At 31.1% G+C, this 14,071-nt stretch carries 11 protein-coding genes; 9 read left to right on the top strand and 2 right to left on the bottom strand.

Features of this window, described 5'->3' with window-relative positions:
* Window positions 1-172: 172 nt before the first annotated feature.
* Entirely contained in the window at window positions 173-1,009 is an 837-nt protein-coding gene (locus tag DFR57_RS17330) for a hypothetical protein (protein ID WP_114354480.1), read from the top strand.
* Between the two features lie 54 nt (window positions 1,010-1,063).
* Here the strand turns inward: DFR57_RS17330 and DFR57_RS17325 are convergent, their stop codons facing one another.
* Window positions 1,064-1,567, bottom strand: coding sequence for a hypothetical protein (locus DFR57_RS17325; RefSeq protein ID WP_114354479.1), 504 nt, complete (start codon window positions 1,565-1,567; stop codon window positions 1,064-1,066).
* Window positions 1,568-1,727: 160 nt separating this feature from the next.
* Between DFR57_RS17325 and DFR57_RS17320 the strand changes: the two genes are divergently transcribed.
* The 6 genes from DFR57_RS17320 to DFR57_RS17295 all read left to right on the top strand — a co-directional run bounded on the left by DFR57_RS17320 (window position 1,728) and on the right by DFR57_RS17295 (window position 10,536).
* The gene (locus tag DFR57_RS17320; protein ID WP_114354478.1) at window positions 1,728-2,078 is read left to right on the top strand and encodes a helix-turn-helix domain-containing protein; all 351 of its coding nucleotides are present in this window, start codon (window positions 1,728-1,730) and stop codon (window positions 2,076-2,078) included.
* Between the two features lie 661 nt (window positions 2,079-2,739).
* Window positions 2,740-2,973, top strand: coding sequence for a UvrD-helicase domain-containing protein (locus tag DFR57_RS18510; protein WP_245937515.1), 234 nt, complete (start codon window positions 2,740-2,742; stop codon window positions 2,971-2,973).
* A gap of 794 nt (window positions 2,974-3,767) precedes the next feature.
* Entirely contained in the window at window positions 3,768-4,607 is an 840-nt protein-coding gene (locus tag DFR57_RS17310) for a hypothetical protein (protein WP_114354477.1), read from the top strand.
* 569 nt (window positions 4,608-5,176) lie between these two features.
* The gene (locus DFR57_RS17305) at window positions 5,177-6,178 is read left to right on the top strand and encodes an AAA family ATPase (RefSeq protein ID WP_114354476.1); all 1,002 of its coding nucleotides are present in this window, start codon (window positions 5,177-5,179) and stop codon (window positions 6,176-6,178) included.
* A 17-nt stretch (window positions 6,179-6,195) separates the two neighbouring features.
* Window positions 6,196-8,604 carry a S8 family peptidase gene (locus tag DFR57_RS17300; RefSeq protein WP_114354475.1) on the top strand — a complete coding sequence of 803 codons (2,409 nt, stop codon included), beginning with the start codon at window positions 6,196-6,198 and terminating at the stop codon, window positions 8,602-8,604.
* Window positions 8,605-8,712: 108 nt separating this feature from the next.
* Complete coding sequence (locus tag DFR57_RS17295) at window positions 8,713-10,536, top strand: AAA family ATPase (RefSeq protein WP_170133028.1); 1,824 nt, start codon at window positions 8,713-8,715, stop codon at window positions 10,534-10,536.
* A 586-nt stretch (window positions 10,537-11,122) separates the two neighbouring features.
* On the opposite strand, the gene DFR57_RS17290 is transcribed toward DFR57_RS17295, so the two are convergent.
* Window positions 11,123-11,749, bottom strand: a complete 627-nt coding sequence (locus tag DFR57_RS17290) for a TetR/AcrR family transcriptional regulator (RefSeq protein ID WP_114354473.1) — start codon at window positions 11,747-11,749, stop codon at window positions 11,123-11,125.
* A 172-nt stretch (window positions 11,750-11,921) separates the two neighbouring features.
* Here DFR57_RS17290 and DFR57_RS17285 point away from each other — a divergent pair, with 172 nt between their 5' ends.
* Together DFR57_RS17285 and DFR57_RS17280 are read left to right on the top strand one after the other, a co-directional pair.
* Complete coding sequence (locus DFR57_RS17285; protein ID WP_114354472.1) at window positions 11,922-12,488, top strand: NADPH-dependent FMN reductase; 567 nt, start codon at window positions 11,922-11,924, stop codon at window positions 12,486-12,488.
* A gap of 583 nt (window positions 12,489-13,071) precedes the next feature.
* Window positions 13,072-14,049, top strand: coding sequence for a hypothetical protein (locus DFR57_RS17280; RefSeq protein WP_114354471.1), 978 nt, complete (start codon window positions 13,072-13,074; stop codon window positions 14,047-14,049).
* The last annotated feature ends 22 nt before the right edge of the window (window positions 14,050-14,071 follow it).

Here is a 14,071-nt window from a genome sequence, read left to right as displayed (position 1 = left end):
AGTCTGCAGAAAAAGATCTTTTGGACACAAAAAATACTCCCCTTTGTAGTCAGATTTTTATTTTTTAATCTGTCTACCTTAAGGGGAGCATATCACTATTAGAGTACAGGTGTTTTTTTTGATCCCATTGACTATAGTCAATGATAATTAACATGAAAAGGAGAACAAATATATGTATAGTATGAAAAGCACTTCAGAAGACAATAAGATGTTAAAAAAACTGTATTCTAAATTCGAATTAAAATCTTATCTTTTAAATGATTTAACATTGGATCATAAATTGTTTTTGTCAGCAATTTTAAGAACTTCCTCATGGCAAAAAGATGATTCCTTCATTTTATTTGGAGAAGATTTTCCTGTACACACATTGTATTTTAATAATGTTTTTAAAGATATATTTTTAAATGCTCAATTAGTTTTCCTAAGTAAAAATGCTATAAAAGAGATAATAATGAGTGATGATGAAGAAAATTTCAGCTTTTCAAAAAACATTGAAAACTTTTCTCTAAATATTGATTTAAGTGGTGAAGATACCCTAAATGAATTGAAATTTCCAACACCATCGGTATTTCTCAGAGATAGAGAATACTGTGAGAGGATGTGGAAGCATATTGCATTTGATCATATTCTTTTGCATGCGAAAATACAGTTAATGAGCCTTAGATGTTATAAAGAAATTCCTGAAAGGTTTAAGCATTTAATGAATGTATATCAAAATGTGTACTCGACAAATGAAATTTATGCTTTGATTGATTTGTCTATTCATGCTGCTAGTTGGGAGTCAATTAGAGATAATAATATAAAATTATTAATGGATTATTTCATCAATAAGTGTATCGAATATGGAAGTGAATTCGTTGACGATAAACATTTTTTAGAAAAATTCATACCAGAAGAAGACTACCCAAAAACAAGTGTACTCGCAAAAATTTTCTTTGATGAGATTCTTAAAATTAGAGAAAAGGCGTTTGAAATTGTTCCTACAAAAGATGAAATTTTAAGTCCATAGAATTGCCTATTTATAAAAGTCCAATTAAAAACCCCTCCTAAGTATTAGGAAGGATTAATCTTGATAGTTATTGACGAAATCTAATAAGCATTTGCTAAACACTTCTCTTAAACGAAGGTGCGGATACTTAGATGAAACTAAATTTGAAAACCGATCATAGATATCTGCATTTACCTGAATGCTTTTTGTAATTGTTTTTGAATTTGTTGCGTAAATTTCGGGTTCAAGTATGAGTTCTTTCTCCGCTTTTTGCAATAGGCTTTTAAGGTCATCAATATTTTCTTGTAAAAACTCAATGACCTCGTCATGATCATCTCTTTTAATGTGGACTGCCATTTGTTTGTACTCTTCAATATTCATTAATTTGTAATACTGCTTTTTAGACTGGATGTACTGATAGTTGTCGTTATTTCTCATTATTTTACTGAAAGTTGATGGTGACACTTCTAATTTTTTCGCTACATTTTGCAAGTGATTAGAACTTTCTTTTTTTAATAGATCATTCACTAATTTTACTTTTTTTTCTGATGACAATTTCAAGAAATCTTGTGAGTGCATGCTGATTCCCCCTTTAATTTTTCTTATATTTATATGATAGATAGTTTGCATAAACTTATAACTAAAAAGGGTAGTTATAGAACCTAAGATATTATCTATAATAAATTGTACAAAAAATTAGGTCTGGTAGATTCCAGTCCATTCTAAAAGGAGAATATATATGGACATGAAAAAATTGGATATCAAAAGGTTGCTGAGAGAAGAGAGGAATAAAAGAGGACTGACTTATGATCAAGTTGCCAGGAGAGTTGGTTGTAGTACTTCGTATCTCTTTCGTGTAGAAAAAGGGGCTCGTAAAGTGCCATCAGAAAATGTAATGCGAAACATCATTGACTATTTTGAATTAAGTGAAGAAGAATTGATGAATTACAATAGAGATATTTCAGACGTGGACTATAATACAGGAAGTCTATTAGAGTCTGCTAATTCAGTTGATGTTAATAATTTGAAAGACGTTGTTAGGTTTCTTCAAGTAGTTGCAGAGTACCAAGAAAATAAGGATAGTAGATAAATTGAATACTGGTGAAGAATTTGAAGCCGTTGAGATTAATCAACGGCTTTCTAAATTTTTTCAGAATTTATTACGATTTTCTTTGTAAAAACAGTGCTGTAAATGAAATTGCGATGGATAAAATAGATAAAATCAACGCCCACAAAGCCATATAAATCACCTCCTCAGGAATAATTCAGCAACTCAAAATTTACTTATCATTTACAAACAATTGAGGAAATATCACCTCCCTTAGTTGTAAAATCTGGAAAAATCAACATTTTACCATTGACTATAGTCAATAAAAAAGAAAAAACACTTGTAGACTATTGATCTACAAGTGTTTAGATTTATGTATAAGTATAAGTATTTTAAGTTCTCCAAAGAAATATTTCCCTATCATACGTTGTGCCCTTCTTTATTAAAATCTTTGTATTCCTGAAAAATTAACTCTTACTATTAATAGTATACCATTGGTAATGGTAACTTCAAAAGTCATTAGTATTAAATTATGATAGAATAATGGTAGAAAACCCTAATGTTGGGAGGAATGACTATTGATTGCAAATAGTGAACTTACGTTAAATATTTTATTTGAAATCCATGGGTCTCAGCCTAATAAAAAACAAAAATATGCGATACTTTCTTTAGATGGACTATTTTTCTTATGGTAGGTCCTGGGTTGGGTAAGACAAGGGTTCTTTCAAGTACAACTGTGAATGCTATTATTTTCCAAAATACCCCGCCAGATAGAATCTATTTAACTACCTTTACGGTAAAAGCAGCTAAGCAACTAAAAGATGAGTTACAGACAATATTAGGAAGAGTTACAAATATTACAGGAACGCCTTTTTATATATCAAGAATGTATGTAGGAATGGTTCATACATTATGTAAAAATATAATAGGTGATTGACGATTTATAAAAAATAGAACAAGGGTAAAAACGCCTATTTTAATGGGTGAGTTGGATCAATATTTTTACATTAGTTCACGTTCATTCTGGACTATTACTGAGAAATTGCTTCAAGTTAATGAAGATGAATGGAGAGCAGAGATAAAGGAGTATTTTGGCAATCGCTCTAAATCACGTCATGCAACGGCATTATCAATTTTTTTATTTTTAATCGATTTTCTGAAGAAAACTTGTCAGTAGATACAATTAAGAATCATGCTGAACTAAAACTAGATGAAACCATTTAGTCTTACTTTACCGAATAAGTAGATTTCCGTATTTTTCTCAGATGTTTAAATAAGCCGAGAATGCCATAGATGAAGGTCCGATATGTAATCTATCAATAATATCTTGCTCGCTAAATTGAGGAGTGAGGTTCAGTAACAAAAGATTCAAGACTGATTGAGAACCACTTTACAAATGAGTTTTTGCAGATACGTTTACGGTCTATTTAGAGTTGGGGAATCAGAAGTTCAAAACAAAGAGAAACCGTTCCCAAAAGTTCATGTGCCGTACTTAACTATTTATCAATTGAAAGGATTAGAATTTTTGTGCGTTATTCTTGGAAATACTGGTGAAAAAATAGAGGGATTCCACGAACAGAAGAAATTGTTAGACCCATAGTTAAAAGAGATAATGAGCCATTAGAGAAAGTTCCTCAATTCACTACAATGAGGTTGTTTGATGTTGCTCTTTCCTAACAAGTTTTCTACTACCTTTTGAAAATTATATAGAAAGAAAGTGAGTAATTAAATATGAAGTATTATTCGGAAAGAAACAATTTATTTGAAAAAGAATTCTCTATCAATTTAAAAGACTTTAAAGAGTATTTTATTCAAGTGTATAGGTATTACGATGATAGAAAATTATTTGATATGGCAAGTAATGGTGTATGGAAAGTAAGAAATTATAATGAAGAATATCAGCTGCACCCGCCTAAAATGGCTCCATCACCAGAAGTTTACTTTATTACACATCTAAATAAAAGGAAAGTCTATCCTATATGGGAATACTATGCTTCCTATAGTGAAGGGGATTTGTTTACTGTTATTGAAATTCTTTATGATAACATTGGAACTTTTGATCATACTAAGGATATATTTATAGTAGATGAATATAAATGTGAATTTGCTATAGATATAAATAACTTATTAAAAAAATATAACAATGGTTATTATTTAAATGAAAAGTACGGGTATATAATGGAACAACCTAATGATTCCATTAAGGAATTACTAAATTCAGATATACCAAATTATATGAGCAATGAAGTCTCTAATCAATTAAAAACATCTTTAAAAATGTACTATAGATTTAATTCAAATGAAGAAGAAAAAAAGAAGGCTATTAATATATTGGCAGATATCTTGGAACCTTTACGAAGAGATTTACAAGATATATTAAATTCAGAGTTTGATATAAATAAAAAAAAGCATGATAAATTAATTTTCGATATAGTTAATTCTTTCAATATACGCCATAACGATAAAAACCAATTTACTCTTTATAGTAAACCGATTTGGTATGAATGGATGATGCAGTATTATACAAGCGTTATTTTGACATATTATAGGTTGAAATCTGAACATGAGTAAGAAAATAGAAGCTGGGAAAGAAATGAAAAATTGGAATCTCGCAATTGATTCAATAGTAATACGGATTTTATATAATATTAGAGAGTTAATTAATAAAATATAATATGCGTAAGAGGCATGCCTACTCCGACATGATAACAAAGACAAACAATTCTAAGCATTTACGGACGAACTATAGACCCTTCATACAAAATTAAAGATAAAAATTTAAGCCTACAATTAATTAGTAAGAAACTTAGCTCTATATTACGAAGAGTAGTTTTCTTTATTATCGCGAATGATTGACTCAATTCATTCGCAACATTAGTAGTGAAATGATACAAAAAAGTTTAGAGCAATAATAGGTTTAAAAACCTCTCATTTTAACAACTTAAAAAAAGAGAAATAGATAAAAGTTTGTTAATGTAATTTTTAAACCACAAAATTAAGCATAGCAAATTTATTTAGAGTTATATTTGCTTTTTATTTAAATCATATATTGGTCAGATAATAATTAACAATACTAATTTAAAAGCGTATAATGAAAAAAATGATATTTGCAAAGAATAAATTGGGGGAGGTGAACAATCATGACTACAAACGAGCTAATAAAAAAGCTGTTTATAGCATTTACGAAAAACGATGAAGAGGAATTTTATAAACTCGGTGAAGAACTCATTAATTTGGAAAAACGGAAGAAACATAATTTAGTCGCTAAAGAGTTAAAAGAGGCATTGTATTCTAAGAGTCACAGCCGAATTAATTCGAATAAAAGGTTTAAAACAAATATGCCTATTCCACGGGATAATGACACAGGATTCCCTTTATTAGAAATTAAACAATATGAACTTGATTGGAAACAATTAATTCTTACGGATAAAACTAATTATGCCTTGAAGCAGATTGTATTGGGGTTTAAGTCTTATGAAGTTCTTGCTACTTACAACCTAAAACCAAAAAACAAGGTTTTATTTTGCGGAATGCCTGGTACAGGTAAAACATTTTCCGCACAAGTGATAAGTGCTTATTTAGGTCTTCCACTTGTATATATTAACTTCGACGCAATTATTTCTTCGTATCTTGGTGAAACAGCATCGAATTTAAAGAGGGTATTTGAATTTATTACTAATGGTATTTGGGTTGTTTTATTTGATGAAGTCGATATTATTGGAAAAAATCGGGATGATCAGCATGAAACTGGAGAAATAAAGAGAGTAGTGAATAATTTTCTTCAAATGATAGATAACTTTGAAGGCGACAGTTTAATTTTAGCTTCAACTAATCATCCACATATCCTTGATCCTGCTATTTGGCGAAGATTTGATGAAGTAATCAATTTTGAATTACCAGATCAATCGGAAAGACTTAGTCTTATAAAGCTGTATTTAAAACCAATTAAAAAAGGTAAAGACATAAATATTAATTTTATAAGTGAGAGGACAGAAGGCTTTTCTCCATCTGATTTAAAGTCTATGTGTAGAGATGCAATTACTCATGCAATTATAAATGAGAGAGACTCTATTTCCAATAATGATTTAATATATTCATTGGATCGATTTAGGGAGCGATTAGATTTAAGAACCAATAGCTAAGGAAAAGGGTGATAAAAATGTATGAACATCTTTCTTTACCACAATATATAGGAGGACTCGAAAGAAGAAAAAGAAAGGGTGGTGGAGGCTTTTCTTTACCAGAAGGTAGAATTAAAAGGAATTATTATCAGGAAGTTAATGATAAAGCAGAGCAGATTACAAAATCTTTTACTGAACTAAAAGAAAAATATAATGGTAAAGTGAATCCTAATTTAGTCTATAGAATTTCTATTAATCAAAGCGTTGACTACAATTCATTTTCGAAAACGCTTAACTCTATGGGTGGAATCACTGTTTTGTCTGTGGCTGAAAATCGCAAAGGTTATTGGGTTGTTTTTTCTAATGACACAGAGTTAGAATCATTTAAAGATAAATTGTCACAGTATTCAGGGATAAAAGTTGGTAATAAATATGATTTTTTTAATGTAATAGATTCAATTGAAGATATACCAGTTGAAGACAAGATTGGTAAAAGCCTTATGATGAATCCTTTAAAAGATGAAGAAGTAGAATATTTAGATATTGAACTATGGAGAATGGATAACGAACATATTGAGGATTTTATACAAGAAATTAAAAATACATATAATGATTGGAATAGGTTTCGTATATGCGACAGTTTAATTACAAATTCATTTGCCCTATTTAGAGTGAAAATCTCAAATGAAATTCTTAAAGAAATAATAGAACTCAAAGAGGTTGCAAGAGTAGATAGACCGTTCATTCCAACATTTAAAGTAAGTGATTTTTATGGACAGGATGTCGATGATTTTGAAGTTTCATCACCAGATGAAGAATCGGTGGGTGTATTAGTTATCGATTCAGGAATAACTTCTAATCACCCTTTATTGGAAAAGGCTGTTGGTGATGAAGAAAATTTTCAAGAAGTTGAAAAGGAATTACAAGATAAAGTGGGGCATGGAACTGCTGTAGCAGGAGTTTCTTTATATGGGGATATAAAACAAAGGATTAATGAAAAAATGTTTCCTCCTTCGAATTGGCTTTTTTCTGGAAAGGTTATGTATGGACAAGAAGATATACAAGGAAATTTCACACCTGTATATGATGAAGAGAAACTCTTTGAAAACCAGTTAGATACAGCAATTCGAAGTTTTCTTAATAATGAAGATTACAGGATTAAAGTAGTCAATATTTCCTTCGGAAATGCAAATGAAGCACTACGGGCTAAAAATAATAGACAATTCCCGCTAGCGGCCTTATTAGACGAGTTAGCATATGAATATAGAGAAGTGGTGTTTGTTGTTTCAGCAGGAAATTCTGATCCAAGATATATTTTTGATGAACTTGAAGAAATTATCGAACATTATCCCAACTACTTGGTCAAAAGTGAGTTTTTTAGGCTTATTAATCCTGCTACTTCTGCATTATCTATAACTGTTGGTTCAATTGCCCAAGAAGTTTCAATTTCTGAACAATCATTGGATGGACATAAATCCAATTTACTTACACCCATTGCTAAATATGGTGAAGCCTCTCCATTTACCCGTACAGGATTTGGAATAAACGGGATGATAAAGCCAGAAGTAGTACACTATGGTGGAAATTTAATATTAAAAAAGAATTTTGGAAGAATTAATGAAGATTTGGGTGGCAAACTTCCTTTGCTATCAAATAAACCAACGGAAAAACTGTTTAATTTTAACTATGGCACAAGTTTTTCTGCACCTATGATTACCCATGTATTAGGTAAGATAGCAAATAAGTATCCAGACAAATCAGCAAACTTTTTAAAGAACCTTTTGTTACAATCAACTGAAACAACTAAAATTGATGGGTTTAGCGGTAGTGATAGGGAAAAGCAAAATTCCTTGTTGAAAATTAATGGCTATGGACTACCAAATTATGATAAGGCAATCTCTTCATTTGATAATAGAGTTGTATTACTTGATGAGGGAGTTATTTCATTAAATAAGGTACAAGTTTATTCTTTTGATTTTCCCCAAACTTTTTTTGAAACAAAAGGATATAAGAGAATATCTGTTGCATTAACCTTTGATCCAATTACGAGAATGACAAGGGGTGATAGTTACTTAGGTAATCGTATGCAATTCAAACTCTATCATTCTATTAATCCTAACATTGTTGCTGAAAAATTTGCTGAATACGATTTTTCTGATGATGAAGCGGTTATGGAAGAGTTAGATAGTCACGAAATTAAATTAACTCCAGGTCCAAATATAAGAAATAGTGGTTGTCACCAAAAAGGAGTTAAAGAATATAAAAGAGAACCGAAAACAATGCCAAATGCACCTCTTACTTTAGTGATCATTAATTCAAACAAATGGATAGCTGATGAAAATCATGAACAAAACTACTGTGTATCAGTTTTGGTTGAACATTCGCAAGATATAAAGGTATATTCTGAAATTAGAACTGCAGTACAACAAAGGGTTAGAATTAAATAGAGTTAAACATTATTCTCTTTCTTAATCTCTATTCGGTTTCCCCTTCCATTTATATCAACTTATAATTTTTTAATATTGATGATTAGAAATACGAAAGGAATTACATGTATGAAAATCAAAAAAATAGATTTGGAAAATAATAATATACTTCGTAATATCACTTTTGATTTTACTAATGAAGTTGGTGAAGTTGTTGATACGATTATTTTAGCGGGGGAAAATGGAACGGGTAAGACGACTTTGTTAAATTTAATTTTTGAATTTACTACAGCAAATTCACATCATAACCGATTACCATTAAGTAGTGAATCAAGAATTTTTACTGTGATATTTAACGAAGAAGAAATTGAATTATTAAAACAAGAGTTTGCACATGAACTAAGCGCTCATGATTATATTAAACAAGAAGCCAAAGTTATTTTCGATTTTACAAGCCACCATAATCATAGTCTTTCTTTTATGAATGAAGAAGGAGATTCTATAAGAATTCAAGATCATTTTTTAAATAGACCCCAATATAGAAAAATTGTTAAAAGTTTGTATTCTACTACTGAAATTAACTTTAATCCAAATAATATTCAGTCAATAACAGCTAAGATAATTGATGAAGAAGTAAATCAAAGTATTAAATCTAATAGTCAATTAGCTAATGATATTACACAATTGTTTATTGATATAAATTCGCAAGATAATGATGAATTAAGGAAATGGGTAGATGAAAATCCAGGTCAAGCACCACCTGTTACTGTAAAGGGGATAAGGCTAAATAGGTTTATTAGAGCATTTGAAACAATGTTTCCTAACAAGAAAATTAGTGAAGTACGTGCTGAAAATGGAAGCCTAAAAGTTTATTTTAAAGAATTTGAAAGAGAAATGTCTATAGAAAACCTTAGTTCAGGGGAAAAACAGATAGTTTTTAGAGGTGGATTTTTATTAAAAGATAGACAAAGTACAAATGGAGCTTTAATCTTGATAGATGAGCCTGAAATCAGTCTGCATCCTGACTGGCAGAAAAAGGTCTTAAATTTTTTTCAGCAACTTTTTACAAACCCAAATGATGAACAAGGCTCGCAAATATTCATATCAACACATTCTCCATTTATAATTCATAATGAAAATAGAATAAATGATAAAGTGATCATTCTGAAAAAAGATAGAGATGGTAAAGTTTTCATTCCGTCTTCAGGGGAATTTTATAATTGGACCGATGAAAAAATTGTGAACGAGGCTTTTAAAATAAATGTATTCAAAGATAAGATAGATGCAAATGATAAGCATTTAGTTATTACGGAAGGAAAAACTGATTGGAAACACCTTAAAAGAGCATTAAGTAAATTTAGAGAGAATGGAGAATTTCTTCAAGAAAATTTTGTGTTTTTAGAATTTGAAGACGAAGAAATGGGGAGTTCGAATCTTGTTTCATTGTGTTCATCTTTAAGTAAGTTAAATAATACTTCAAAAATAATAGCGGTGTTTGATAGAGATGAACCCAAGATAGTCAACAAAGTATCTTTGGAAAGTGGTGATAAAATTAAAGAATGGGGGAATAATGTCTACTCATTTACGCTTCCAATACCTCCACATAGACAGGATGCATCTTTAATCTCAATTGAACATTATTATACAGATGAAGAAATAAAAACTATTGATCAGGATTCAAGAAGATTATTTTTAGGAAATGAGTTTAATCAACTTTTTGGTATCGATAAAGAAAATAAACTAATATGTAGGAATCGAAATAAGTGCGGTGAAAACTCAATTCAAATAATTGATACTGAGGTGTTTGAAATAAGTGACCAACAAAGTAATAAGGCTTTATCTAAAAGTCAATTTGCACAAAATATACTTATCAATGAGGAACCTTTCAATAACATAGGTTTTGAAACTTTCAGACAAGTATTTGAATTAATCCATCAAATTCTCTATGAATGAAATTATAGTAAGTGAGCTTATACTGAACAAAATAAAAAGAATATTAATGATAAAAAAAATAAAAGAAAAAATGAGTTCAATCTCCTTTCTTGATATTTACTATAATTTTTTTTGGGCTAAAAAGCCGACTCAAAGTCATATTCTATAATTACATAATAAATTGTTAAACAGACTTGGATTTGTTTTTTGGCAAACAACGCTACACCTAATTAAAATGGTCAGTGCCGTGGTCATAATTTTGGTCATCAAATATAAAGTTTCGTTCGGAATCTAAAAAACACTACAGTTCACAGAAGGTCACGTATTAAAAGGTTAAAGGACACTACCCAACCTTGACGAACACTGACGGACACTATCTTTTTAGACTGGCAGACAAGAGGTCAGCGGTTCGATCCCGCTATGCTCCATAGTTAAAAACCGTAACCAATTGAGGTTGCGGTTTTTTGTATTCTAGGCGTTCAACTAACATGCAGGGGATACCGAATGAGCATATATAAATCTTTTTTAGCCAACCACAACGCAGCCAAATTCTCTTTTATCAAGCTGAAATGGTTATTTTTAGTCTCTATATTATATGAATAATTACTTAGTGTGAAAAACAATTTTCAACATACTCTCTGTATACTACATCTAAAGGTTTAGATTCCACCACCTGAATATGCCTTTGGAGAGGAATGCCGTAAAACAACATAATTAATTGCTCCACATAATAAGATTTCATCTTCTCTATTCCTTCAATTTGATCAAGATAATGAAGCAGAATTTCCGGTAAATTAAGAATATCAACTTGAAGTCCTTCCGTTAAGCTGTTCGAGATGACATACCGCTCATATTCGCTTAATTCCTTAAACTCAATTTCTTGAACCTTTATTCTGGTATAAAAATGAATGAGAGAAATTATTATTTTCTCCGCGTTTGGAAGGTTTGCTACAGATTGAAAGACATGATGAATTCCTTCAAGCCCCTTATAGTCATTTCTGTTTATTTCAAGACTTCTTTGATAGCACCAGCGCAGTACAAAATATTCTAATACCTCTTCTTTGGAATTAAAATACCGAAAAAAAGTTACTTTTGAAATGTTGACTCTGTCACATATATCCTCGATATGAATGTCATGAAAATTATAATCTTGAAGTGAATTTAGAAATTCATCTAAAATATTGGACATTGTTTGATATTTTTTTCTTTCTCTTAAAGAAAGCTTATTGTTCATTTATTTCACCCTTGCCTTTATATTGTCTATTTTTATCTGCATACGTGTTTCTATGATCATACAATAATTAAATTAAAAAAACAATAAAAAATATACTTTACTAACAAATGTTACTCAGGTTACACTTTTAATTGAAGAGAGAAAAATAAAATATGAATCATAGGAGGAAATCATGAGCAATACAAATTTGAAAATCGGAATTATATTAGGTAGCACACGTCAAGGGCGAGTTAGTCCTCAGGTAGGGGAATGGGTTAAAGGAATTGCCGATAGTCAGGGAGAAGGTATATTTGAAATTGTAGATATCGCGGAATATAAGTTACCATTCTTAGGTGAAGAAACTGAAAATGAGGCTGGGATTGTTAATTGGAGAGAGAAAATCGATAGCTTGGATGGATTTGTATTTATTGTACAGGAGTATAATCACAGTATTACAGCAGCACTTAAGAATGCCCTCGATCACGCACGTGCAGAGTGGAACAATAAGGCTGCAGGAATCGTCAGTTATGGAGGAGCAGGAGGTACACGTGCTGCTGAACATTTAAGAGGAATCCTTGGCGAACTAATGGTTGCTGACGTTCGTGTTCATCCTACTTTATCCCTTTTTACAGATTTTGTGAATGGTAGTGAATTTAAACCAGCTGACTATCAACAACAGAATATAGAAGCAATGCTTTCCCAAATTGATGCATGGAGCGGAGCATTATATACCATTAGAAAACCCGTCGCAAGAGTGTAATAGTATCATAAATGAATCTAAATAACGACATAATTTCTCGATATGAGAGGAATTGTGTCTTTTTTTGGAATACAATGGGTTCCTCAGACTACCTACCTTTGTTCATAACAGATTACTTTGGGAAAAATTATGGTTTGATTTTTGTAAATACTATTAACTGTGCGTATAAACTTGCAGACTCCTTTTGTTGGCCAAGCAATTCAAAATTTTGGTCATGAAAGTTGATAAATTTGTCATGAACCCTTCTAATTTGGCCATGAATATACTCTTGGCGCTTCAGTAGCAGCCTGTATAAAATATTTTTATACTTAAGTTAGCTAAAAGCTTTCTTTGACGATAATTAAGATAGGGTCTACTACTTCATATACAAAATTAAATAAGAATTGCTTGTTATCTGGAAAGAGCAGAGTGTGCTCAGTTTCTGTAATCTGATTGACTATTTTTAGTAGCGGAGTTTGGTGTTCCTGGTTCACGTGGTTTAACACACGAAAATCCTTTTGGCTGGAATCAAGGCTTCTTATCAGAAACAGAACAAGGAGAAATCATTAGCCATCTTTATGAAGACATTATCGAAGAAGATTTAATGGGTGGATTAATTTTCACCTGGCAGGACGAGTGGTTTAAACGGACATGGAATACGATGGATTATGATAATCCTGACAGACGACCTTTTTGGTCAAATGCACAGACGAATGAGCAGCAATTTGGATTGCTAAGTTTTGATCGTCATAAAATCAAAGTAGATGGGGATCCATCTGAATGGGAAAAGCCGTCCCTTTATGAAAAAGAAACAGGGCCATTAAAAGCGATGTTTGTTGATCATGATGAAAGATATCTATATCTTCGTGAGGATTTAGACGAAAAAAAGGAAGGCTCACCCGTATTGCTGTTAGATATTTTACCTGAACAAGGGAATCTTTCTATTGAAGGTAAAGATAATATCAGTTTTGAAAATGGTATTGATTTTCTCATCGATCTAAATGAAGAAGAGTCACGAATGAAGGTAGATGCTTATTATGATTTTTACACCTACCAATATGGGCATCAATTAGAGTTGTTAGAGCCAAAACCACCTGTACCAACCAAAAATAGTGGTGAATTTAACCCGATTCGATTGGCGCTAAATAAAGCATATTATATACCAGATCAGGATAAAACCATTCCTTTTAGTTTTTATGTAACAGGTAAGCTGAAAAAAGGAGATGGAAATCCAACTTCTAAAGAATACGATTCATTAGTGGATTATTCGGTTAGTGACAGTGGCGTTCTTGAGCTAAGGATACCATGGCTTTTAATTCAAGCAAAAGATCCCAGTCAGAAAGAATTTATCGGGAATATTTACGAGGATGGTATTACTGCTAGTAAAGTGATTGAGGAATTAAATATTGGTGTCCTCTATGAAAATAGTAGTGGAGAGATCATCGATTCCTTTCCTGAGGTGGCGCAAAATGCTCTTGGCAAGCTGAAGGCTTATACATGGGAAAATTGGAATCTACCAGAATCAGAGGAAAGGCTTAAACAGTCTTACGAAATCATTCAAGACTTGTATTATAGCTATTAATCCAACCTGAGAACGAATCAAA

Source organism: Saliterribacillus persicus (assembly GCF_003337485.1).
In the GTDB taxonomy this organism is placed as follows: domain Bacteria; phylum Bacillota; class Bacilli; order Bacillales; family Amphibacillaceae; genus Saliterribacillus; species Saliterribacillus persicus.
Note: the sequence above shows the minus strand (reverse complement) of the source record. Positions and strands in the feature narration are given on the sequence as shown.